Here is a 24,588-nt window from a genome sequence, read left to right on the forward strand (position 1 = left end):
ATAACGACTTTTTTTATTAACTATTAAATACGACTTAAACATGGCAAATATTACTGCTGCACAAGTTAACGAGCTTAGAAAACTTACAGGTGCCGGAATGATGGACTGTAAAAAAGCTTTAGTTGAAGCTAACGGAGATTTCGATTTAGCTATCGAAAACCTACGTAAAAAAGGACAAAAAGTTGCTGCTAACAGAGCAGATAGAGAATCTACAGAAGGTGCTGCTATTGCTGTTGTAAATGCTGACAAAACTTTAGGTGCTGTAATTACATTAAACTGTGAAACTGACTTCGTTGCTAAAAACGAAGACTTTATAAAATTAGCTACAGACTTCGCTAACTTAGCGTTAGAATTTAACTCTAAAGAAGATTTCTTAGCTGCTCCATTCGAAAACATCACTGTTGCTGAGAAATTAATCGAGCAAACTGGAGTTATCGGTGAGAAAATTGAAATCGGTACTTTCGAGAAATTAGAAGGTGCTTTCATCGGATCTTACATCCACGCTGGAAACAAAATTGCTACAATCGTTGCATTATCTGCTAACGCAGAAGGAGCTGAAGAAGCTGCTAGAAACGTTGCAATGCAAGCTGCAGCAATGAACCCAATTGCTTTAAATGAAGAAGGTGTTGCATCTGATATCATTGAAAAAGAAATTGAAATCGCTAAAGATCAATTACGTCAAGAAGGAAAACCAGAAGCAATGTTAGACAATATCGCTAAAGGTAAATTAAACCGTTTCTTCAAAGACAATACATTAGTTAACCAAGACTACATCAAAGAAAACAAAATGAGCGTTGCTCAATATGTTGACTCTGTAAGCAAAGGTTTAACTGTTGTTGGATTCAAAAGAGCATCAGTTGTAGGATAATTTCTACCCTGATTTAGTTAAAATAAGTAAGCCTTGAGCATTTTTTGCTCAAGGCTTACTTTTTTTTAATACATTTACCGGTCACAACTACATTTATTATGAATTTTTTAAAAAAGAACCTATTATTACAGATTATTATAGCTATTGCGTTAGGTAGTCTTTTAGGCAACATCTTGCCAGAACAAATCTCTAGAATATTTATTACGTTCAATTCCTTGTTCGGAAATTTCTTAAACTTCACTATTCCTTTAATCATTATTGGTCTAATTGTCCCGGCTATTGGAAATATTGGTAGAGGAGCAGGAAAACTATTAGTAATAACAACATTAATTGCATACGGCTCCACTTTATTTTCTGGATTTATGACCTATGGAGTTTCTATGAGTGTCTTTCCAGATTTACTTCAATCTAATTCCCTAGGGATTCTAGAGGAAATGGATAAAAGCCTTATTCCTTACTTTAATATAGAAATTCCAGCAATGTTTGATGTAATGAGTGCTCTTATTATTTCATTTATACTTGGGATATGTATTGCATACTCTAAATACACGTATTTAGAAGGCCTTTTTAACGACTTTCAAAGCGTAGTAATGTCTGTGATTGATAAAGTAATTATTCCTTTCCTACCGCTATTTATATTTGGTATTTTCTTAAACATGACTTATAGCGGCCAAGTATTTTTAGTATTAGGTACTTTTGTAAAAATAATTGGAGTGATCTTCGTATTGCATATCGTATTATTGATATTACAATATGTAATAGCAGGAATAGTAGCAGGAAAGAATCCTCTTATCTTAATGAAAAATATGCTTCCAGCATATTTCACAGCTTTAGGTACGCAATCTTCTGCAGCTACAATTCCAGTTACTTTGGAACAAAGTATAAAAAATGATGTGGATCCTAAAATTGCAGGTTTTGCTGTTCCTTTATGTGCTACTATACACTTAGGTGGGAGTACTCTAAAAATTGTAGCTTGTGCAATTGCTTTAATGATGATTCAAGGTACAGCGATTGATCCTCTGCAAATGATTGGATTTATCTTTATGCTAGGAATTGCTATGGTTGCAGCTCCTGGTGTACCTGGAGGAGCGATTATGGCTGCTTTAGGAGTATTGAATTCTATCTTAGGTTTTAATACAGAACAACAAAGTTTAATGATTGCTTTATATATCGCAATGGATAGCTTTGGAACTGCTTGTAACGTTATGGGAGATGGAGCTATTGCTGTTATAGTAAATAAAATTTCAAAAATGAAACAAATGGCTTCGAGCTAGTTTTTAAACTATATAATAATAAAATAGGGTATTTAGATTTTAAGAATCTAAATACCCTATTTTGTTTATAACCTATAAATAATCTAGAGTTATCAACATCGAAATACTTACTTATCAACATTAGTTACTACTTATCAACATAACTTATCCACTATTTACTGAAGTTATCAACATATTTCTTCTAATTAAAGCCTATAAGTAAACAATATATAAAGTTATCCACATTTTTAATAGTTAATAACACGCCTAATAACTTATTAACACTATAAAAAATAAGTTGTCTAATCGCGTAAAATATTCATAAACTCTTCACGAGAAATTTCTCTAGCCCCAAGAGAAGCTAGGTGAGAGTTATAAACTTGACAGTCTAGTAATTTATAATTGCCTTTCTTTAAAAGTCCAACCAAAGAAATAAAAGCCATTTTACTTGCATTAGATACAAGGGAAAACATACTTTCACCGCAAAAGATACCATTACAATCTATTCCATATAATCCCCCAACTAATTTATCTTCTTGCCATACTTCAATACTATGAGCGAACCCCTCTTTATGAAGGTTTATATAAGCTTCCCTCATAGAGTCCGTTATCCAAGTTCCAGGTCCGGCAGATCTACTTACTGTTTGGCAATTAGAAATAACTTCATAAAAATTAGCATTCTTAGTCACTCTGAACTTTTTACTATTGATAATTTGTCGCATACTCTTGGAGACTTTCAACTCTTCCAAGAATAAAACCATTCGTTCGGCTGGTGCCCACCAAGTAATAGGCTCACCATCCTCGTACCATGGGAAAATTCCACTACTATAAGCACTCATTAACCGCTTTGTACTTAAATCACCTCCTATAGCTAGAATCCCTGATTCATGAGCTAACTCGACCTTGGGAAACCCCATTTCATTTTGATCTAGAATATGTATCATAAGCTTAAATAAAAAAAAATCCCTAAGATGTCTTAGGGATTAATATTTTGAAATTCATTATACTAGAATGGTAGATCATCGTGATCTTCTTCATTGTAATTATTCACTGGAGGAAATTGACTAGGTGCAGGGTTCTGTGCAACATTTCCTTGTTGTTGACTTTGTCCTTGGTTTTGGTTATATCCACCTTGGTTTTGGTTATACCCACCTTGGTTTTGGTTATATCCACCTTGGTTTTGGTTATATCCACCTTGGTTTTGGTTATATCCACCTTGGTTTTGGTTATATCCACCTTGGTTTTGGTTATACCCACCTTGGTTTTGATTATATCCACCTTGGAAAGAAGGATCAACTTGTTCTGATTGAACTTTGTCAATTCTCCAACCGTGGATCGAGTTAAAGTATCTCGTTTCACCTTGTGGATTTGTCCACTCTCTTCCTCTTAAGTTAATAGAAACTCTTACTTGTTCTCCTATTTGAAAATTATTCAATAAATCTACTTTATCTTGAACAAATTCAATAGTAATATGCTGTGGATATTGCTCCTCAGTTGTAACAACAAGTTCTCTTTTTCTAAAGCTGCTGCTGATATCTTGCGGCTGTCCGATTATTTTGATTCTTCCGGTAACTTCCATTTTATTAAATATTTTCCTGGTTTAACTTTTTCACACTATTTTGCCAAAATAGTTTTCCATGCCAAAGGTACATTATTTTCCTCTAAAAATTTTTTTGCATAGGTTAATTTATCTCTTAATGTCCCATCACTTACTATTTTTTTAAGCTCATTATCCTGTTGTAAAAACTCATTTACTTCACTTTGTGAAGGTAGGGATTCTACATTTGCTAGCATTCCAAGATCATTTCCTGAAAACACATTACTTTGAACAATATTAGGATCTATAGCATCAACACCTATTCCTAAAGTCGATAAAGGCTTTTCTACTTCAAACATACCCTTATTTGCACGAGAATACCAATTTCCCCCCATACGGGATACCAAATCTATTTTATGCTGATCAATTTTACCATCTTTATCTAGAATCGACTCACTAATATGCATTTTCACAACTTCACATATTACTAAGTTTCCAGCCCCACCTTGATCGCCTAAGGAAATAATCTCTTTTACGATACACTCCATTTGCACAGGACTTTCTTTTACTCGAAAAGGAGCTACAACCTCTGACGGCAGCATTGTAAGTCCACTTTTTATAAATTCATTTACACTAGAGCTATATTCTGTGCTAGATAAAGAGCTTTGTTGTACGAGGTCATAATTTACAACATTTATCACCACTTCTTTAGTGGCCTCTACATTTCTAAGGGTATCTTTCACCGTATTATCTCTAACTCTTCTAGAGGGTGAAAAAATTAAAATGGGAGGATTAGCACTAAACAAATTAAAAAAACTAAATGGGGATAAATTAGGGGTTCCCTGTGCATCGACACTACTAGCTAATGCTATTGGTCTAGGTCCTATAGAGCCTTGTAAATAGCCTTGCAATTCGTGTACAGGAATCTCTCCTGGTGTAATTGTCTTCATATGAATAAGATATCTGGTTTGAAAAGAGTAAATTTACAAAAGCTTTCACAACAATAAAAGTAAATCCTAGTAGTAATTACTTTTATTGTTCCCCTTTTTTTACCTATTTTTAAGGTTCAAATAACATTATGATCCATAATAAAAAAGAAATTCTCCGTTGGCTTTCCATAGGACTAGCATTTATTGCCCTAGTATTCATATTATGGAATACCTATTCCTTTTTCCAAATGTATAAAGAAGAGGAAAGATTAAAAATGAATATCTGGGCTGAAGCTTCCAATACATTAGATCATGCTAAGTTTGACACTAACTTAGATTTAATACTTCTTATTCTAACAGAAAATAGGACAATACCCATTATTCAAACAACCCAAGGAGATAGTATTATTTCTACTACTAATATTCCAGAATATATTAGTTCTAATACCAAAGAATTAGATGCCTTTCTTAAAAAACTTAAATCTCAAAACGCCCCAATAGTTATAAATGTAGGTCAACAAAGCCAGTACTTATATTATGGGGATTCTTCCCTATTAACTAAATTAAAATATTACCCTCTTTCCTTAGTACTGATCTTCTTATTTTTCACTGTTTTAATAATCGTGTTTTATAAAAGCAATAAAAGTGCCTCACAAAATAGACTTTGGACTGGAATGGCTAAAGAAACAGCTCATCAAATTGGTACTCCCCTAACTTCCCTATTGGGTTGGATAGAAATAATGAAAATAGAAAATGTAGAGGATTATATTATTTCTGAAGTTCAAAAAGATGTGAATAAATTACAAATAATAGCCGATAGGTTCTCAAAAATTGGATCTAAACCCGTATTGCTACCATTAGATATTGTACATGAAACAAAAAAGACCTTCGAATACATTCAAAAAAGGAATTCCAACCAAATTGATTTTCAAATTAGTTTACCCAATTATGAAATTTGGATACCTTTAAATAAAGAGCTGCATTCCTGGACAATTGAAAATCTACTTAAAAATGCTATTGATGCCATTAAAGGCAAGGGAAAAATAAGCCTTTATATTCAAGATACAGAACAGCAAGTAACGATCAATATTAAGGATAGTGGTAATGGTATACCAAAAAAGCATTACAAAAAAATATTTGAACCTGGTTATACTACCAAAAAAAGAGGTTGGGGACTAGGATTATCCCTGACTAAAAGAATTGTAGAAGACTTTCAAAATGGAACTGTAAAAGTGCTACAGTCTGAAATAGGTAAAGGTTCTACCTTTACAGTTATTTATAAAAAACAAAAGCCATCTAAATTTTAGATGGCTTTATTTGAATATCAAAAGATTATCTCTTGCTATAGTTTGTCTTGAATCGCTTTAGCAATCTCTTTAAACTGCTCTTCAGAAAATTTTTCTTTCTTAGTAAAACGAATATCGTCCATTGTTTGTAATGGTATCAAATGCACATGTACATGAGGTACTTCCAAACCAACAACCGACATTCCTACGCGCTTACATGGAATTGCTTTCTCAAGTGCTATAGCAACTTGTCTTGAAAACTCCATTAGTTCTGCATACTCCTCTTTAGATAGATCAAAAATCTTATCTACTTCTTTTTTAGGAATACATAATGTATGACCTTTAGCATTTGGATTAATATCTAAAAATGCTAAAAATTTATCATTCTCTGCTACTTTGTAAGCTGGAATTTCTCCCTGAATAATTTTTGTAAAAATGGATGCCATAACTATTTGATTATTTAATTTCTAGAAATTTCTAAAACCTCAAATTTCATCGTTCCATTAGGAACTGTAATCTCTGCAATTTCTCCGACACTCTTACCTAATAATCCTCTTCCAATAGGTGATGTTACAGATATCTTTCCTGCCTTTAAATCAGCCTCACTTTCAGCTACAAGAGTATATGTAATCTCTGCTCCATTTGCTTGATTCTTAATTTTTACTTTAGATAAAACAAGTACTTTACTTGTATCTAATTGTGACTCGTCAATTAATCTAGCATTGGCAACAACTTCTTCAAACTTAGAAATCTTAAGTTCTAATAAACCTTGTGCTTCTTTTGCTGCATCGTACTCCGCATTCTCCGATAAATCTCCCTTGTCTCTAGCTTCAGCAATTGCTTGAGAAGCCTTTGGACGCTCAACACTTTTTAACTGCTCAAGTTCGTCTCTCAACTTTTTTAACCCCTCTGCAGTATAATACGAAATCTTACTCATAATTAATGGTTTATATAAATAGAAAAAATCCCATCAAAACGGGATTTCTACCAACAATAATATTTTTGTTTTATATTTAGTATTCTTATACTTGAAATGTTACTCTTTGTCAAAGTTAATTAATTAAATTTGTATTACAAAAAATTCCCATATGAAAAATGTTTTGCTATTATTAATTATAAGTCTTTTTATCACAGGGTGTTCAAGTGATCAAATAGGTAACTTTAACCCATACCTTCCAGCTCAACCAGTGAATTTCTCTTTAAACCTAAATAATCCAGATGCCAATGATGTAAAAAATCCAAATGGTATATATATTACACCAAACTACGGAATTTCCGGATTGTTCATTAGAAATGCTGGAGGATATTTTGCTGCTTTTGATTTAGCTTGTGCTAATCATCCAATACATGGAAGTAATTCAAGACTTCAACTAAAAACCCCGGGAAGAGATGCCCTAGTATGTAAAGATTTAGCGAGCCATCAAGGAAAAGAATTTTTTTACAGTACTATAAATGGAATGCCTTTAGATACAAGTCAAAAATATTATCCCTTAAAAAGTTATCCAGTTCAAGTAGATAATATAAGAAACCCTCAAGTAATTACAATTAGATATTAAAAAAGCCAACTTTAAAAGTTGGCTTTTCTTATTTAAAACTTAAAGGTTACACCTGCTAAAATATTAAATTCCGCTTGCGGATAGTACCCAGCACCATCTATCATAGAAGTTCCATCAAAATCCGACCAATAATAACCATTTGAAATATATTTCACATTAAAAAGGTTGTTGGCCAATAAAGAGAACTCCACACTTTTAAGCCAAGAGTTTACGTCCAATGTATAGCTGATATTTAAATCATTTACAAAATAAGAATCTAATTTAGAATTCTCAGTCTCTATATTAGACATATACTGTGAAGAAACATATCTAGTCAATAAAGAAACAGACATGCCTTTTAAAGGTAAATAGCTTAAAGTACTAGAGGCTATAAAATCTGGTGAAAAGGCAATTGCAGTATTACCAAAATCCTTTTGCTCTCCCAGCCATAAAGCCTTGTAATTTCTATTCCTATTTGTACTTAAACTAACACTTGGACTCCAAATTAACTTATCCACAATAAATAGATTTGCATCCACTTCTAAGCCTAAACGGTAACTGCTACCGCTATTAGCTCTTAAAGAGGCTCCAGTATCATTAAGTTCACCTGTTAAAACTAATTGATCTTTATAATTCATCAAGTAAGCGTTTACATTTACACTTGCTCTTTCACTTTTGAATCTCCATCCTAATTCATAATCATCTAATTTCTCTGCTTTAGGTTTACCTAGACCCTCATAGTCATTTCTACTTGGCTCTCTACTTGCTCTAGCATAAGAAAAGTAAAGTTGATTGTTAGAGTCTACATCATAGATAAGACCTGCCTTTGGATTGAAGAAACCAAAAGTATCATCTACTAATCCAGTTTCTATAGCATTTGCTTTATAATGTACTTGGCGATATTGAAGATCCACATAAAGACTAAACTGTTCATTAAATTGATAGTTTAATTTAGAGAAAAAGCTCATATCTACTTTAGTAGATTCATTGCGGTAATATTCTTGATTATACATAAAATCAACTGGTTGCTTAACCCATAAAATATTACCATAGTGATCACCTTGGTATTTATTTACTGCACCCCCAAGAATAAGGTTAATCTTATCTTTAGTATAATTCACGTTAAATACAGTTCCATAAAAGTGGTTATTTAAACTCTTTGTACGAATGATATCACTTCTGCTAATTTGCTTATCCTCCATATTAATTATTGGTAAGCCATAGTTTTGTAATTTGTCATTTACCTTATAGTTCTCAAAATATCCATTGCCTTTTGTATAGTGTAAGGAAAGGTTACTTGACCAATTATCTGACCATTTTTCCGTCCAATGTAACTGATAATGGTCTTGTGTATAATTATCCGTTTCATTATCGTAGAATTGCATTTTACCATCATCATCAAAATACATACCTGAGGTGTTAAATCGGCGTCCATACAGTTCCATTTGCTCTTTATCTACACCATTCCAAGCTTGGTATGTCTTTTGTTTACCTCCAAAAGTAATGGCTTTTAACAAAGTAGTATTACCAACATAAACCCCTTGTAAATAATAGCTTTTCAAATCTGAACTTGCTCTATCCACATAACCATCAGATTTAATATCGGATAATCGTCCTGAAATTTCGAACTTATTATCTATTAAGCCTGTACTAAGCTTAACGGTGTATTTATGGGTATTATAGCTTCCAAAAGAAGTAGAAACCTCCCCTTTAGGATCATAGGAATAATTGTCTGTTTGAAGATTTAAACTGGCTCCAAATGCCGCCGCACCATTAGTAGAAGTCCCTACTCCTCTTTGCAATTGCAAGTTCTGTACAGAAGAGGTAAAATCTGGCATATTTACCCAAAATGCCCCTTGAGACTCACTGTCATTATAAGGAATTCCATTAAGGGTTACATTTACCCTTGTTGCATCACTACCTCTTACTCTAAAACTAGAGTAACCAACACCATTACCAGCATCTGTTGTAGTAACTACCGAGGTCATCATAGCCATCATTGTAGGAAGGTCTTGCCCTAAGTTCTTGGTTGCTAATTGCTTTTTACTAAGATTCTCAAAAGCAACTGGGGTTTTATCAGTAGCTACAATAGCAGATAAAACGATTTCATCTAATACGCTTTGAGTAATAGAATCCTTTTGCTTGGTCAAATTGTCTTGGGCTGAAGCTACACTTGTTGATCCTAAAGCCAAAACACACGCTAAAATCGGATGAATAATTTTGTTTTTCATTCGTAAAAAAATTACAAATAAAAGGGGCAATTATCTTTTTTAAAAATTAATAATTACACTTTTCCACAATAGAACTATAAGAACATAGTCTATATTGTTTCCCTTGGCAGCATTACCCGCCCAGGTTCTATGGGTATGATCTCAGCCCGATAGGGCACCCCTTTGAGATTTATGGCGCAAAGTTAGTCAGGAAAAGTTAATTTCAAAATCAAAGCAAAAAAATATTTTTTTGCTCTTAAATTCTTCTAGCTTACCTGATTTTCTTTCTTAGTTCTTTCTTTTGAGAATTTCGAACTTTATTCTCTTTGCGTTTTATAAGTTTTGAATAGGGTATTTTAGTATCCTTTCGCGGTTTATCTTCCACTAAAGCTCCTTGAATAATTAACAGCAATCTATAAAAAGCAATCTCCTTATTTTTGATTTGACTTCTGGTCTTATCCGATTCTAAAACTAGTACCCCTTCTTTATTAATTCTACTAGAAAGTTTACTTTTAACTAGGCTTTTTTGTTGTTCATTTAAAACTTTACTCTGCTCTATATCAAAGAACAACACCACTTTTGAGGATACTTTATTTACATGCTGACCTCCTGCTCCTCCACTTCTTACCGCCTTAAAAGACAATTCTTTATATAGTAAATCTTTATCCATTTTGAATATTTTTTTGTTGCTGCTTTAATATTTTATACCACGAAATATAAGCTATAATTACCATAAAAGTAAAAATAATAAATTGGCAAGCAATTATCCCTAACCCTCTATAGGCATATAAGGGAATAGATATTAAATTACCGATTAACCATAGTACCCAATTTTCAATTTTCTTGAGGGCCATATAATACATTGCAGTAAAAAATATTCCAGAAGTAAATAAATCTACGTAATTCACGAATTCTAGTACAGGATTAAATACTTGGTAAATGATATAAACAAATATAACCGTTATACAAAAAAGTCCAAGTCCTATTAGTTTTTCTCTACCATTAGTACGGCTAATTTGAACCAAATCAACGCTTTTATTTTTTCTAGTCCACATATACCAACCGTAAACACTCATAATGGAATAATATGCATTGAGAATCATATCCCCAAAGTAACCTGCTTTATACAGCAAATACACCGATATAATAGTAGCAAGAATACCAGTTGGAAAAACCAATAAATTTTCTTTTTTAGCATACCAAACACTCAATATTCCAAAAACAAACACTATTATTTCAAGAATCAAGTCTACAATAGAGGTGTCCTTATAGGAATCGAAGAAAAACTCAAACATAACTTTCTTATATTTTATAAAAAAAGCCGTACTTATGTTAAGTACGGCTAGTATTAAATCGTTAATCTAGAACTAGTTATTTCTACTCATTAAAATACGTAGAATATACCAGAATAATAACATTAAAGAGGCAAATAAGCTCAATGATGCAGGTAAATACTGATCAGCAGAGAACTCATTTTTAATTTGCCATGTATTATATAAAATAGAACCTGAGGCTAATGCTACCATAGCAAAAGAGAACCATAATCCTAAGTTAAATCCAAATAACATACCAGCTACAATCACTCCTAATGCAAGGAAAAATCCGATTGTTAGAATAGAACGCAAGAAAGAAAAATCCGCATTAGATCCAAAAACTACTCCAGTTAACCCTCCAAAAAGAGCTAAGGTTAAAACTCCAGCTTGTACAATTAAAGACATATCCCCTGTCATATGCATTGCTACATATAAAATTGGTACAAAAATAAGTGCTTCAGCTAAAATATACAGTGCAAAACCAGCATATTGCTGTGGTTTATTAGCAGTTTTATAAACTAAACTTTGAGCAAACCAAGTTACAGCCATAAATCCTCCGATTAATAGTAACCAAGCAAAATTTCCTTGCCCTAATAAACTAAGCATTGCATTTACAACCACAGGAGTATTTAATAGTATAGCTTCAAAAAGTATAAATACTAAAACACCACCAGCTAAATTAGCATAGGTTTTTTTATAAAACTGAGCCTTTACAATATCAGACTCATTTGCTACGGGCGTTGCATACCCTAAATTATTTTCCATTTTCATTTTTTATCTTTTTACTTTTCACAAAAATAACAATTAATTTTAATTTTCCGCTTTTTTTTCAAAGGCGTAAACCAACATAAAATCCTGTAAGTCTTCCTTATAATACTTGAATTCGCACTCAAACTCATCTTTACTTACCCAAGAATCTCCTTTTAAGTCAACTTCCATATGGTCCTTAAAACTAAGGCTTCTACTTTTACACATTTTGAACATAGCTTCTTTAGCACACCATATTTGGGTAAGTGCTTCAATGGAATTTTTTTCTTTAGTAACAGCATCTAGCTCCTGTATATTGCAAAACTTAGTAGAGATTTTTATAATTTTATCTCTTTTCTTCTCAATATCAATACCAACGTTTTGTTGACTAATTATTATTGCGGCAAACTCAAAGGAATGCGTTATAGAAATATAAGAAGAATCTTGTAAATAAGGACGCCCACATGATTCATAAGCCAAATCTAAATCCGTATAACCAGCATGTTTCAATAAGTGGCGAACACTAAGAAATCCTCTTTGGTGTATACTAGACTTCATACTATTAACTCTATCTAAACTACTTTCCTTTAGCTCAATCCCTTCTAGGAGTTGATCCATAGTTTCTTCTATTTTCCAAATCAGTACTTTACTGTGGGGGGTTAGGATGGTTTTAAATAAAGGCATATATTAAATTTAATAAAACTAAGACAAACATACTATAAAAATAAAAGCCACATCAATGATGTGGCTTTTATTGTATAGGTAAAATTATTGTTTGTTTTTTAACAAATCTCTAATTTGCTCTAAAAGTTCCTCTTGAGTTGGACCTTTTGGTTGCTCTGGAGTTACCACTTCTTCCTGTGCAGCCTCTTCAGCTTCTTTCTTCTGTAATAGTTTACTTTCTGCTTCACGAAGTTTATTCACTCCTTTTACTAAAATAAATACTACTAAAGCTAATAATAAGAAACTAATTACTTCAGTAATAAAATTACCATAAGCGAAAATAACAGCTCCATCTACTGCTCTAGCGTCTACTAAAGTTGCCCCAGCAGTTACAGCATCTCTACCTTTTAATACAACGTAAAGATTAGAGAAATCAGGTGTCCCAATAATAGCAGACACTAATGGCATAATTACATCATTAACAGCACTAGTAACAATTTTACCAAAAGCACCACCAATGATCACCCCTACTGCAAGGTCCATTACATTCCCCTTAACAGCGAACTCCTTAAATTCCTTAATAAATCCCATAACTTTTATTTTTTTTCATATTTGTACTGCAAAAATATAACTAATTTACTCTTCAAAAAATATTCTTTTTACTCTTTGTGCTATGCTAGTTAAAATTTCATAGGCAATAGTATTGATTGTCTTGGCTATATAGGTGACCGGAAGCTCTTTTCCAAAAATAATAACTGTGTCACCTTGCTCGCATGGAATATCTGTAACATCTACCATTAACATATCCATACAAATCGATCCTACTATAGTTGCTTTTTGGTTGTTGATAATAACATAGCCTTTTTCATTACCCCAAGAACGGTGTATACCATCGGCATATCCAATTGGAATAGTAGCGATACGCACCTTTTGACTAGTTCGATACATACGACCATAACCTATACTTTGGTCTTTATCTAAAGTCTTAATTTGCATTATCTTGGTCTTCAAGGTACTTACATTTTGTAATTGCTTCATTTCTTTTGGATCATTTCCCACACCGTAAAGACCTATACCTATTCTAACCATATCCAATTGATATTCTGGAAAATTATAAATACCAGAGGTATTTAAAATGTGCCTTATCGGTTTTATACCTAAACTTTGAGATAGAAACAAACTATCTTTTTCGAAAGTTTTAATTTGATCGAGTGTAAAATCTCTATACTCTGGCATATCACTACTAGACAAATGAGAGAAAATACTTTTTACCTCCACAATATTTGTCTTTTGAAGTATATCTATTAATTCTGGGATTTCATGGGTTAAAAATCCATGACGATGCATTCCTGTATCTAACTTAATATGAATCGGATATTGAAGTGCATTTTTAGATCTAGCTATTTTTAAAAAAGCTTTCAACTCATGGACACTATATATTTCAGGTTCTAAATCATAAGCTAACATAGCATTAAAGGAACTCTGTTCTGGGTTCATTACCATAATTTTAGTCTTCACCCCTGACTTTCTTAATTCAATTCCTTCATCGGTATAAGCTACGCCTAGATAATCTACCTTCTCATGGGATAAAAGCTTTGCTATTTCATAGCTACCATTACCATAACCAAAGGCTTTTACCATTACCATAATCTTTGTATTACCGAATAACTTAGATCGATAAAAATTCAGATTATGTCGTATAGCAGTTAAGTTAACCTCTAATACTGTTTCATGTGTCTTTTTTTCTAGTAAAGCCACAATCTTATCGAAGCGAAATGCTCTTGCTCCTTTAATTAAGATGGTCTCTTGTTGAAAGTCTTCCAAGGAAACCTTAGCTAGAAACTCATCAGTAGATTCAAAAAGCCATGTATTTGGTAAAGAAAATAAGTGCTTGCTTATTTGTGGACCAATACCAATTAAACGGGTTACTTTATTGTCTTTCAAAAGTTGGTTTACTAAAGTATAAACTACCTTATTATCATAACCGTTCTTTATTATATCCGATAAAATAACTGTCTTCTGCCCACTAGATTTATGTTTCTCCATAAAATCTAGACCTATCACTAGTGAGGCATATTCTGCATTATAAACATCTTCAATTAAGGTACAAGAATTAGAGCCGTTTAAAAGTTGCAATCTTAATTCTACAGGGAAAAGCAAAGGGATTCTCTCTTGTATGCTCGAGGTGGTGTACCCTAAATGGAGCATTGTTAGTATACATAAGAGAATATTGTCAATATCTTCTACAGAACTAAATGGTAAGTCCACAAAAAAACGAGTGCCATCTTTACATACTAGCTCTAACTTATTACTTTTCACTTGAGCAAATAACCATGCTGAGCTATCCGTTAAACTATAGGTTAAATATTTTTTACTCCCTAATAGCTTGTCCAATTTAGGATCTTGCTTAGCAAGTATTATATCACTGTTTTCAAAAAGCAATAATTTCTCTTCAAGTTTTTGCTCTTCGCTTGTAAATCCTTCTTGATGTTCATTGGTTATATTGGTTAGAATACCAATGGTTGGCTGGATAATCCTCTGGAGATTTCCCATCTCTTTTACTTGAGAAATACCTGCTTCGAAAATAGCAAGATTATGATGGGCTTCCATGTACAAAACAGACAATGGAACCCCTGTTTGAGAATTATAACTTTTAGGACTTTTAATAATATTAAATTGGTCTTCTAAGAGAAAGTTCAACCATTCTTTTACTACGGTTTTTCCTTTACTTCCAGTGATACCTATTACAGGATAACTAAATTTTCCTCTATGGAATTGGGCAAACTTTTGCAATGCGTATAGGGTATTGCTCACCATAAAAAACACCACTCCTTTAGGAGGTGACATCTTATAAGTAGTAGATACAACGAAATACCTAACTCCCTTTTGAATTAATTGCTCAATAAACAAATGTCCATCGTGGTTTTGTCCTTCTAAAGCGAAGAATAAGGTGTTTTTATTGTGTATAAGACTCCTACTATCAACTGAAATAGTATCTACCACAATTTGGTCTTCAGAACCAATTCCATTGGCTTTAGCATCTAAATATTGGCAAAACGAAGAAACATCTATTATCATGAAAAGTATTTTTTTAAAAAACTTAGATTACAAAATTAATTAGTTTTTTAATCAATCAATCGAAACACCTATAAAATGTTATAAATTACATTTGATATAAGCCCAACCTTCTTCCTGTCGTTCAATAATTGTCACTAGACCAGACTTGACAAACTCTACTCCGTGAATAATATTTTCCTTAGAAATTTTGCGAGCCTCAAGTGTATTTTCACATGCATAAAAAACAATACCTCTTTTCATTACATTTCCTAAGGATTCTCCTACCATCGTTTTGTTTACTAATAGCATATCTATACCTGGTCCGTGTACCACAACATTAATTTCTACTTCATCCTCCCAATGCTTCTTCACATTGTTTACGTAGGTTAACAAGGCTTTTTGCTCTAAAATAGTGTTAGTATTAAACTGAAATACAACTTTATGTTTTTTATTCTGATTCATTTTTGTCTTTTATTGGTTTTAATAGAAGCTAAATCTACTAAATAACTATCAACTTCTTAAGGATTAAGAAAAATACTTTCTCTAATGTAGCACATGTTACTTAGACTCTAGAAAAAAATCAGGAAGTTTGCCTTTGAATTCTTAAACTATTTAATATGAACTGGATATATGAACCTTGGCCATGGTATATTGGAGGGATTTTCATAGCAACTACTTTAATTTTGTTATTACTAATGGGAAAATCATTTGGCTTTTCTTCCAATTTACGAACCATGTGCTCTATGATGGGAGCAGGAGAAACTTCTGATTTCTTTAAAATAGACTGGAAAGCACAGTCTTGGAATTTATTATTTTTAGTGGGAACAATTATCGGAGGATTTATAAGTTATCACTACCTAAGTATAGACCAAAGTCCTGTACCTATCTCCCAAACTACGATACAAAAATTAGAATCTCTTGGTTTTTCTGATCCTGGTTCCACTTATGTTCCACAAGAACTATTTTCCTCTGAGGCTTGGCAGGATCCTAAATCCATAATGATTTTACTTATTTCCGGACTTTTAGTAGGTTTTGGCTCTAGATATGCAGGTGGATGTACTTCTGGACATGCTATCTCTGGCTTGAGTAATTTTCAACTACCATCACTTATTGCAGTTATAGGCTTCTTTATTGGTGGCTTAATTATGGTACATCTACTATTTCCTTTAATCTTTTAAACCTAAAAAAATGAAAAAAACAGCATATCTCTTATTGGGAATTTTCTTTGGAATAGGAATGTTTAAATCTGGAGCAGCATCTTGGTACAGAATTTATGAAATGTTTCAATTTGAAAGTTTTCATATGTATGGAATTATAGGCACAGCATTAAGTATATCTGTAATTGCTACACTTATAATAAAAAAATACAAAGTAAAAGACTTTAGTAATAACCCTATTGTATTTCACCCTAAAACCAAAAGTATTCCAAGATATCTATTAGGAGGTATTCTTTTTGGATTAGGATGGGCATTAGCTGGAGCTTGTCCAGGGCCGATGTTTGCATTATTAGGAGCAGGATTCTCTCCTATACTTATCGCAATTGTTGGTGCTTTACTAGGTACATGGCTATATGGCTTAATTCAAAAAAAACTACCACATTAATAGAGTGTTTTTAAACCTGCTAAAAAAACAGTACGCCAAGTTTTCCCTTTAAAAAAACACTTTTTTTAATTCTCTCTGGTCATTTCCTTATTTACATGGGTTGTCTTTATCAATCAAATAAGTTAATTTAGGAGCCTTAACTTAAGCAAGAATAATAATGCAAGATACTATTGTCAAAAACTTCAAAGATGTTTTCGAAGCAGATTTATTACAAGAACTCTCCCAAATAGCTATCCATAAGGAATTCGATGAGAATGAAACTCTTATGGATATAGGTCAATATATCCAATATATTCCAATATTGATATCCGGAGCAATTAAAATCATTCGAGAAGATCAAAAAGAAGGAGAGATAGTGTTATACTATATCGAAAAAGGAGATACTTGCGCTATGACTCTAACTTGTTGTCTTGGCCAAAAGCAAAGTCAAATTAGATCTATAGTAGAAAAAGCAGGCAGCATGATACTTGTTCCTGTTAATAAAATGGATGAATGGTTAGTTAAATATAAAAGCTGGAGAAATTTTGTTCTCAACAGCTACAATAACCGTATGCATGAACTATTAGGAGCAATAGACTCCCTGGCTTTTATGAATATGGAAGAAAGACTACTTAAGCTATTAAATGAAAAGGCTAACATCTATAAGAGTAACAGAATTAACAACACTCATCAAGAATTAGCAGAAGAACTAAATACTTCTAGAGTAGTTATTTCTAGAGTATTAAAAACATTAGAAAATAAAAACATCATTCGTTTGAATAGAAAATATATCGAAATAACATCTAATTTATAAAATATGGATACAACCTCAATTTTAGCCTATTTCTGCGCTTTATTAATAGGCGTATCTTTAGGATTAATAGGCAGTGGTGGATCCATCTTAACTCTTCCTGTCTTAGTTTACTTACTAAAGATAGAGCCCTTTATTGCAACAAGCTATTCTTTATTTATAGTTGGAAGCACTACTACAATAGGTGCTATAAAAAACATTTATCAAAACAATGTCAATTATAAAGCCGTGGTATGGTTTGGAATTCCTTCTGTCTTAAGTGTCTACTTAACTAGGGTAGTATTATTGCCTTTAATACCAACAGAGTTTGATATCTTAGGCATTATGGTACAAAAAAACACCTTAGTGATGTTTGCTTTTGCTGTGGTAATGCTATTTGCCGCACTAAAAATGATTAGCTCAAAACCAGTTGATCAAAGTAAAGCATCCAATGGCTCCTATTTAAAGCTTATTTTCCAAGGGGCTTTAATTGGAATGATAGCAGCAAGCGTTGGAGCCGGAGGCGGATTTTTAATTATTCCTATCTTGGTATTTTCTTTAAAGCTTCCTATGAAAATGGCCATTGGTACCTCCTTATCTATTATTACAATACAATCTCTTGTAGGTTTTGTATCCGATCTACAAATAGCAATGATGCAGTGGGATATCTTACTAAGCTTTAGTCTACTATCTATCCTAGGAATATTACTTGGGATGTATTTGACCCGATTTTTAAAAGACAGCCAACTAAAAACTGGATTCGGTTATTTTGTATTAACCATGTCTTTTTTTATACTAATTAATGAGTTGTTTTTATAGTATGTAAACAAAGTTACTTTACAATCCAAAACATCTTCTTATTTTTACAAAAACGATAAAAGAAATAAAATGAAAATAGAACAAATTTATACAGGATGTCTAGCTCAAGGAGCCTATTACATTGAAAGTAATGGTGAAGTAGCCATTATAGACCCTTTAAGAGAAGTTCAACAATATATTGATAAAGCTCAAAAGGATAATGCAAAGATTAAATATATTTTTGAAACGCATTTCCATGCAGATTTTGTTAGTGGACACGTTACTTTATCAGAATTAACAGGTGCCCCTATTATCTATGGACCTAACGCCAACCCAACATTTAAAGCACATATTGCTAAAGACAATGAAGTATTTCACTTAGGAGATATAACCATTACAGCTTTACATACTCCAGGACATACTATGGAGAGTACTACGTATTTACTAAAAAATGAAAAAGCAGAGGATGTTGCTATATTTACTGGAGATACTTTGTTCCTAGGAGATGTTGGGAGACCAGATTTAGCTCAAAAAGCAGCAAATTTAACCCAAGAAGAACTTGCTGGAACCTTATTTGAAAGTTTAAGAAATAAAATTATGCCTTTAGCAGATCACCTAACAGTATACCCTGCTCATGGGGCTGGTTCTGCTTGTGGAAAAAACTTGAGTAAAGAAACTATTGGTACTTTAGGAGAGCAAAAGAAAACTAATTACGCATTGCGCTCAGATATGAGCAAAGAGGAGTTTATTAAAGAAGTAACTGATGGGTTATTACCTCCGCCTGCATATTTCCCATTAAATGTGAAGTTAAATAAGGAAGGTTACCAAAACGTTCAAACAATTATCGATAATAATAAAGCCTTTACTCCTAGCGAATTTAAAGAAGCAGTGGAAGCTAATAATGCACTTATCCTAGATGTAAGAAGCGCAGCTGACTTTGCTAAATCACATATCCCAGGTTCTATTTTTATTGGATTAGATGGACAATTTGCACCATGGGTTGGAGCCCTAATAAAAGATATTGCTCAACCTATTTTATTAGTATGTCCAGAAGGAAGAGAACAAGAAACTATTACAAGATTGTCTAGAGTGGGCTACGATAATACCTTAGGATACTTAAAAGATGGATTGACCCTTTGGATTGAGCAAGGTAATCAAACAGATAGTGTATCGCAAGTAGACGCAAATACATTAGCTGAAAAAACCCTTACTGAACCATTACCTATTTTTGATGTACGTAAGCCAGGAGAATATAATACTGCAAGATTAGATTATACGGATCTACATCATACACCTCTTGACTTCTTAAATGATTACATCGAGCAATTTCCTACATCTAAACCATTCTACATTCATTGTGCAGGTGGATACCGTTCGTTAATTGCAGCATCCATTCTAAAGGCTAGAGGTTTTCATAATATGATAGATGTAATTGGTGGATTTGGAGCTATTAAAAACACTTCTATGGCCTTGAGTAACACACCTTGTCCAAGTACAATTTCTTGTAGTTCAACAAAATAATTAAATTATGGAGTCTTTTGATAAATTAATACAGAGTGACAAGTTAGTTCTTGTTGACTTCTTTGCTACTTGGTGTGGACCTTGCAAAATGCTTGCGCCCGTGCTAGAGCAATTAAAAAAACAGATGGGAGACAGTATTACGATTATCAAAATAGATATAGATAAAAATACTGCATTAACCACTTTTTATTCCACAAAATACCAAATGAGAGGTGTCCCTACTTTGATGCTTTTTCAAAAAGGTAAATTACTTTGGAAACAATCTGGGTATATGGATTTACAGACTTTGAATAATCATATCGAACCATTTAAATAAAAAATAGGCTCCCCAAGTTTTTGGGAAGCCTATTTTTTTATATTAAAGTCTTAGTAAACTAAGTCTAGTCATTCAATTTTAAAACAGCCATAAATGCCTCTTGTGGAATTTCAACGTTTCCAATTTGACGCATACGTTTCTTACCTGCTTTCTGCTTTTCTAAAAGCTTACGTTTACGAGAGATATCTCCTCCATAACATTTAGCAGTAACGTCTTTACGAAGTGCTTTCACTGTTTCACGAGCAATTACTTTTACTCCAATAGCAGCTTGAATAGGAATATCAAATTGTTGACGAGGTATAAGTTCCTTTAATTTCTCACACATCTTTTTACCAATGGTATATGCATTGTCCGCGTGCATTAATGCTGATAAAGCATCCACTACGTTTGCATTTAGCATTACGTCAATTTTCACCAAGTTGGAAGTTCTCATTCCGATAGGAGAATAATCAAAAGAAGCATACCCTTTAGAAACTGTTTTTAGACGATCGTAGAAATCGAATACAATTTCTGCAAGTGGCATATCAAAAGTTAACTCTACTCTATCCTCAGTAATATATGTTTGATTGGTGATCAATCCACGCTTATCAATACAAAGACTCATTACTTGTCCAACGAAGTCACTCTTAGTAATAATAGTAGCTTTAATATAAGGCTCTTCTACTCTTTCTAATTTAGATGGTTCTGGTAAATCAGATGGATTGTTTACAATAATTGCAGTCTCTGGATCCTTTTTAGTATAAGCATAATAAGAAACGTTTGGTACTGTAGTAATTACAGTCATGTTAAACTCTCTTTCTAAACGCTCTTGGATAATCTCCATGTGCAACATTCCTAAGAATCCACAACGGAATCCAAATCCTAATGCTGCTGAACTCTCTGCAGTAAACACTAAAGAAGCATCATTAAGCTGTAACTTTTCCATAGAGTTACGAAGTTCTTCATAATCTTCTGTGTCCACAGGATAAATTCCAGCAAAAACCATTGGCTTAACATTCTCAAAACCAGCAATCATATGTGAAGTTGGTTCTTTCGCATCTGTTACAGTATCTCCTACTTTAACCTCTTTTGCTTCTTTAATTCCACTAATTAAATATCCTACATCCCCAGTCAAAATCTCTTTCTTAGGAACTTGGTTCAATTTCAATGTACCAATTTCATCTGCAAAATATTCTTTCCCAGTAGCTAAGAACTTAATTTTTTGTCCTTTAGTAATCTTTCCATTAATTACTCTAAAAATTACCTCAATCCCACGGAAAGGGTTATACACAGAGTCGAAAATTAAAGCCTGTAATGGCTCATCTGGATTACCTTTTGGAGCAGGTACTCTTTCTATAATAGCTTTCAAAATATCAGGAACACCTAAACCAGTCTTTCCAGAAGCTGGAATAATTTCCTCGTAATCACATCCTAAAAGATCTACAATATCATCACTAACCTCTTCAGGGTTTGCACTAGGTAAATCCACTTTATTTAATACAGGGATAATAACTAAATCATTTTCTAATGCTAAATATAAGTTCGAAATAGTCTGAGCTTGGATACTTTGCGCAGCATCTACAATAAGTAAAGCACCTTCACAAGCAGCAATAGATCTAGAAACTTCATAAGAAAAATCTACGTGCCCTGGAGTATCAATTAAGTTTAAGGTATATTTTTCGCCTTCATATTCATAATCCATTTGAATAGCATGGGACTTAATGGTAATACCACGTTCACGCTCCAAATCCATACTATCTAAAAGCTGACTTTGTTGCTCACGCGCAGTAACTGTCTGTGTTGCATCTAATAATCGATCCGCCAAAGTACTTTTACCATGGTCGATATGGGCAATAATACAAAAGTTTCTAATGTTCTTCATTCGTAGTTATATCAATGTTTAAATTAATGATTCACTTGATTTTAAAGCCTAAACATAAAAACCAGGTTTATCATCATCAAGGTGGATAGATTTTCTTATTTCACAAAGAAATAATAGTAGCCTATATTTTGCAAATATACTTCAAAGTTTCAACAATTGACCTTTTTATATGCCGTTATATACAAAAAAAAAGTATAAAAAACTCTATTAAATAAATAAATTCATCGGAATATGGATTTATTAGCTAGAAAAAGAATACTAGTAAAATACAGACCATAAATATTGAATAACAAAACATAGTAAACCTAAGCACTTTAATCTACAAAAAAGCACAACCACAAGAACATGTAAACTAAAAAAGAAGTGTTAAAAACGACTAGATAAAGACTAACAATACACCAAAATTAAGTTCACTAGCAAAAAAATCGTACTTTTGCAGCAAATTTAGCAAACAGATATGATTAAAATCGGTAATATAGAACTTCCTGATCATCCGCTACTTCTTGCGCCAATGGAAGATGTAAGTGATCCACCATTCCGTCGTTTATGTAAACAGCACGGGGCAGATCTTATGTATTCTGAATTTATTTCCTCTGAAGGTCTAATTAGAGATGCGATGAAGAGCAGAATGAAGCTGGACATTTTTGATTACGAAAGACCAATCGGAATTCAAATTTTTGGTGGAGATGAAGAAGCAATGGGTCTCTCAGCGAAAATAGTTGAAACAGTTAGACCTGACTTAGTTGATATAAACTATGGATGCCCTGTAAAAAAAGTGGTATCTAAAGGAGCCGGAGCTGGTGTTTTAAAAGACATTGACTTAATGGTTAAGTTAACTAAAGCTGTTATTGATAGTACAAACTTACCAGTTACAGTGAAAACTCGACTTGGTTGGGATGACGATTCTATAAATATAGACGAAGTAGCTGAAAGGCTTCAAGATATAGGTGTACAAGCACTAACTATACATGCTAGAACTAGATGTCAAATGTATAAAGGTTGTGCAGATTGGACGCATATTGAAAGAATTAAAAAGAATCCTCGAATCAAGATTCCTATTTTTGGAAACGGAGATATAGATTCCCCTCAAAAAGCGCTAGAATACAAAGAAAGATATGGTTTAGATGGAATGATGATTGGAAGAGCAGCTATTGGCTACCCTTGGATTTTCAATGAAATCAAACATTATTTTGAAACAGGTGAATTACTTGCTCCACCAACTATTCAAGATAGATTAGATGCAGCTAAAAATCACTTAATTTGGTCTATGGAATGGAAAGGAGAAAGACTTGGAATAGTTGAAATGCGAAGACACTACACCAATTACTTCAAAGGAATCCACGGTTTTAAACCACATAGAATGAAATTAGTAACAACCGATGACCCAACGGAATTACTAAATTTATTTGATCAAATTGCAGATGAATATCACAATTATATTATAGAATAAAAAAAAGCCTGTATATCTCATATACAGGCTTTTTTCCTATTATTTTGTTTGATCACTCAAAATATGAAGTTCTCTTTGAGGAAAAGGGATATTTATGTTTCCCTTATCTAAAGCTACTTTTACATCTTGCTGAACTCTATAAACAGTATTCCAATAATCTTCTTTACTCATCCATATTCTAATGTTTAGTTCCACTGAACTATCCGCTAGATTAGTTACAAATATGATTGGGGCAGGGTCTTTTAAAACACTAGCATCCTTGTCTAAAGCTGCTTTAATTATCTCCTGAGCATCTTTAATATTACTGTCATAACTTATTCCAACAATAAAATCATAACGTCTTCTAGTAATTTCAGAATAATTGGTAACAACTGCATTTGCTAATGGCCCATTTGGACTTACTACTTTAAGTCCAGTGGATGTTGTCAAAGTGGTATAAAGTAAATCTATTTTCTCTACCGTTCCTTCAGGTCCACTACTAGCTCCAATATACTCTCCAACTTTAAATGGTTTGAATAATAAAATTAATACTCCACCTGCAAAGTTAGATAAGCTTCCTTGTAGGGCTAAACCAATGGCTAAACCTGCCGAAGCAAACATAGCTGTAAAAATAGTGGTTTGAATTCCCATTGTAGATGCTACAGTAATTAGAAGTAAGATATATAAGACAGCTCTTATTATACTTAACAAAAATCCTCGTAAAGATATCTCTACTTCTCTCTTCTCAAAACGTCTAGCTATTATACTTAATAGTAGTCTTACAATGTATAGTCCTACAAAAAGTAATACCAATGAGATAGCTATACGAGGTATAGCTGAAAAGATTGAATCTAAAAGAACACTAATACCATTTGTCAATTTTTCCATAGCAAT

At 32.8% G+C, this 24,588-nt stretch carries 26 protein-coding genes; 11 read left to right on the plus strand and 15 right to left on the minus strand.

What is annotated here, in order from left to right; translation table 11 throughout:
- The first annotated feature begins 40 nt into the window (after window positions 1–40).
- Both tsf and ACYSNM_RS03090 read left to right on the plus strand, forming a co-directional pair.
- On the plus strand, window positions 41–868 hold the full coding sequence (gene tsf / locus ACYSNM_RS03085) for a translation elongation factor Ts (RefSeq protein ID WP_461755565.1): 828 nt from the start codon (window positions 41–43) through the stop codon (window positions 866–868).
- A gap of 98 nt (window positions 869–966) precedes the next feature.
- A complete protein-coding gene (locus tag ACYSNM_RS03090) occupies window positions 967–2,142 on the plus strand; it encodes a dicarboxylate/amino acid:cation symporter (protein WP_461755566.1) in 1,176 nt (391 codons plus the stop codon).
- Window positions 2,143–2,423: 281 nt separating this feature from the next.
- On the opposite strand, the gene aat is transcribed toward ACYSNM_RS03090, so the two are convergent.
- The 3 genes from aat to ACYSNM_RS03105 all read right to left on the minus strand — a co-directional run bounded on the left by aat (window position 2,424) and on the right by ACYSNM_RS03105 (window position 4,608).
- Window positions 2,424–3,065, minus strand: a complete 642-nt coding sequence (aat, locus tag ACYSNM_RS03095) for a leucyl/phenylalanyl-tRNA--protein transferase (RefSeq protein WP_461755567.1) — start codon at window positions 3,063–3,065, stop codon at window positions 2,424–2,426.
- A 62-nt stretch (window positions 3,066–3,127) separates the two neighbouring features.
- Window positions 3,128–3,700 carry a DUF3127 domain-containing protein gene (locus tag ACYSNM_RS03100; protein ID WP_461754405.1) on the minus strand — a complete coding sequence of 191 codons (573 nt, stop codon included), beginning with the start codon at window positions 3,698–3,700 and terminating at the stop codon, window positions 3,128–3,130.
- Between the two features lie 35 nt (window positions 3,701–3,735).
- Window positions 3,736–4,608 (minus strand): flavin reductase family protein, encoded by an 873-nt coding sequence (locus tag ACYSNM_RS03105; protein ID WP_461755568.1) that lies wholly within the window; start codon window positions 4,606–4,608, stop codon window positions 3,736–3,738.
- Window positions 4,609–4,739: 131 nt separating this feature from the next.
- On the opposite strand from ACYSNM_RS03105, the gene ACYSNM_RS03110 reads away from it, so the two are divergent.
- On the plus strand, window positions 4,740–5,894 hold the full coding sequence (locus ACYSNM_RS03110) for a sensor histidine kinase (protein ID WP_461755610.1): 1,155 nt from the start codon (window positions 4,740–4,742) through the stop codon (window positions 5,892–5,894).
- Window positions 5,895–5,929: 35 nt separating this feature from the next.
- On the opposite strand, the gene ACYSNM_RS03115 is transcribed toward ACYSNM_RS03110, so the two are convergent.
- Window positions 5,930–6,319 (minus strand): HIT family protein, encoded by a 390-nt coding sequence (locus ACYSNM_RS03115; protein ID WP_461754407.1) that lies wholly within the window; start codon window positions 6,317–6,319, stop codon window positions 5,930–5,932.
- A 14-nt stretch (window positions 6,320–6,333) separates the two neighbouring features.
- Window positions 6,334–6,810, minus strand: a complete 477-nt coding sequence (greA, locus tag ACYSNM_RS03120; RefSeq protein ID WP_461754408.1) for a transcription elongation factor GreA — start codon at window positions 6,808–6,810, stop codon at window positions 6,334–6,336.
- A gap of 151 nt (window positions 6,811–6,961) precedes the next feature.
- Between greA and ACYSNM_RS03125 the strand changes: the two genes are divergently transcribed.
- A complete protein-coding gene (locus ACYSNM_RS03125) occupies window positions 6,962–7,429 on the plus strand; it encodes a hypothetical protein (protein WP_461754409.1) in 468 nt (155 codons plus the stop codon).
- Between the two features lie 32 nt (window positions 7,430–7,461).
- Here the strand turns inward: ACYSNM_RS03125 and ACYSNM_RS03130 are convergent, their stop codons facing one another.
- The 8 genes from ACYSNM_RS03130 to ACYSNM_RS03165 form a co-directional block, all read right to left on the minus strand.
- Window positions 7,462–9,639, minus strand: coding sequence for a TonB-dependent receptor (locus ACYSNM_RS03130; RefSeq protein WP_461755569.1), 2,178 nt, complete (start codon window positions 9,637–9,639; stop codon window positions 7,462–7,464).
- A 250-nt stretch (window positions 9,640–9,889) separates the two neighbouring features.
- A complete protein-coding gene (gene arfB, locus ACYSNM_RS03135) occupies window positions 9,890–10,288 on the minus strand; it encodes an alternative ribosome rescue aminoacyl-tRNA hydrolase ArfB (protein ID WP_461755570.1) in 399 nt (132 codons plus the stop codon).
- Window positions 10,281–10,913, minus strand: coding sequence for a nicotinamide riboside transporter PnuC (pnuC, locus tag ACYSNM_RS03140; protein ID WP_461755571.1), 633 nt, complete (start codon window positions 10,911–10,913; stop codon window positions 10,281–10,283). Before pnuC ends, arfB begins: the two co-directional genes overlap by 8 nt.
- 72 nt (window positions 10,914–10,985) lie before the next feature.
- Window positions 10,986–11,696, minus strand: a complete 711-nt coding sequence (locus ACYSNM_RS03145) for a Bax inhibitor-1/YccA family protein (protein ID WP_461754817.1) — start codon at window positions 11,694–11,696, stop codon at window positions 10,986–10,988.
- Window positions 11,697–11,741: 45 nt separating this feature from the next.
- Complete coding sequence (locus tag ACYSNM_RS03150; RefSeq protein ID WP_461755572.1) at window positions 11,742–12,362, minus strand: 4'-phosphopantetheinyl transferase family protein; 621 nt, start codon at window positions 12,360–12,362, stop codon at window positions 11,742–11,744.
- An 84-nt stretch (window positions 12,363–12,446) separates the two neighbouring features.
- Window positions 12,447–12,932, minus strand: a complete 486-nt coding sequence (gene mscL, locus ACYSNM_RS03155; protein ID WP_461754819.1) for a large conductance mechanosensitive channel protein MscL — start codon at window positions 12,930–12,932, stop codon at window positions 12,447–12,449.
- A gap of 45 nt (window positions 12,933–12,977) precedes the next feature.
- On the minus strand, window positions 12,978–15,419 hold the full coding sequence (locus ACYSNM_RS03160; RefSeq protein WP_461755573.1) for a bifunctional UDP-N-acetylmuramoyl-tripeptide:D-alanyl-D-alanine ligase/alanine racemase: 2,442 nt from the start codon (window positions 15,417–15,419) through the stop codon (window positions 12,978–12,980).
- 78 nt (window positions 15,420–15,497) lie between these two features.
- Window positions 15,498–15,860 (minus strand): DsrE family protein, encoded by a 363-nt coding sequence (locus tag ACYSNM_RS03165; RefSeq protein ID WP_461755574.1) that lies wholly within the window; start codon window positions 15,858–15,860, stop codon window positions 15,498–15,500.
- A 155-nt stretch (window positions 15,861–16,015) separates the two neighbouring features.
- Here ACYSNM_RS03165 and ACYSNM_RS03170 point away from each other — a divergent pair, with 155 nt between their 5' ends.
- The 6 genes from ACYSNM_RS03170 to trxA all read left to right on the plus strand — a co-directional run bounded on the left by ACYSNM_RS03170 (window position 16,016) and on the right by trxA (window position 20,404).
- The gene (locus ACYSNM_RS03170; protein ID WP_461755575.1) at window positions 16,016–16,576 is read left to right on the plus strand and encodes a YeeE/YedE family protein; all 561 of its coding nucleotides are present in this window, start codon (window positions 16,016–16,018) and stop codon (window positions 16,574–16,576) included.
- A 10-nt stretch (window positions 16,577–16,586) separates the two neighbouring features.
- On the plus strand, window positions 16,587–17,000 hold the full coding sequence (locus ACYSNM_RS03175) for a DUF6691 family protein (protein WP_461755576.1): 414 nt from the start codon (window positions 16,587–16,589) through the stop codon (window positions 16,998–17,000).
- A 157-nt stretch (window positions 17,001–17,157) separates the two neighbouring features.
- A complete protein-coding gene (locus ACYSNM_RS03180; protein ID WP_461754824.1) occupies window positions 17,158–17,793 on the plus strand; it encodes a Crp/Fnr family transcriptional regulator in 636 nt (211 codons plus the stop codon).
- Between the two features lie 3 nt (window positions 17,794–17,796).
- Window positions 17,797–18,588: a sulfite exporter TauE/SafE family protein gene (locus ACYSNM_RS03185; protein WP_461755577.1), complete on the plus strand. Its 792-nt coding sequence runs from the start codon at window positions 17,797–17,799 to the stop codon at window positions 18,586–18,588.
- Between the two features lie 69 nt (window positions 18,589–18,657).
- Complete coding sequence (locus tag ACYSNM_RS03190) at window positions 18,658–20,088, plus strand: MBL fold metallo-hydrolase (protein WP_461755578.1); 1,431 nt, start codon at window positions 18,658–18,660, stop codon at window positions 20,086–20,088.
- Window positions 20,089–20,095: 7 nt separating this feature from the next.
- Complete coding sequence (gene trxA, locus ACYSNM_RS03195; protein WP_461755579.1) at window positions 20,096–20,404, plus strand: thioredoxin; 309 nt, start codon at window positions 20,096–20,098, stop codon at window positions 20,402–20,404.
- Window positions 20,405–20,468: 64 nt separating this feature from the next.
- Here the strand turns inward: trxA and lepA are convergent, their stop codons facing one another.
- Complete coding sequence (gene lepA / locus ACYSNM_RS03200) at window positions 20,469–22,265, minus strand: translation elongation factor 4 (RefSeq protein ID WP_461755580.1); 1,797 nt, start codon at window positions 22,263–22,265, stop codon at window positions 20,469–20,471.
- Between the two features lie 457 nt (window positions 22,266–22,722).
- Here lepA and dusB point away from each other — a divergent pair, with 457 nt between their 5' ends.
- Window positions 22,723–23,715, plus strand: coding sequence for a tRNA dihydrouridine synthase DusB (gene dusB / locus ACYSNM_RS03205; protein ID WP_461754829.1), 993 nt, complete (start codon window positions 22,723–22,725; stop codon window positions 23,713–23,715).
- 39 nt (window positions 23,716–23,754) lie between these two features.
- Here the strand turns inward: dusB and ACYSNM_RS03210 are convergent, their stop codons facing one another.
- Window positions 23,755–24,582 carry a mechanosensitive ion channel family protein gene (locus tag ACYSNM_RS03210; protein WP_461755581.1) on the minus strand — a complete coding sequence of 276 codons (828 nt, stop codon included), beginning with the start codon at window positions 24,580–24,582 and terminating at the stop codon, window positions 23,755–23,757.
- Window positions 24,583–24,588: the final 6 nt, after the last annotated feature.

It is taken from the genome of Myroides sp. LJL116 (assembly GCF_054871685.1).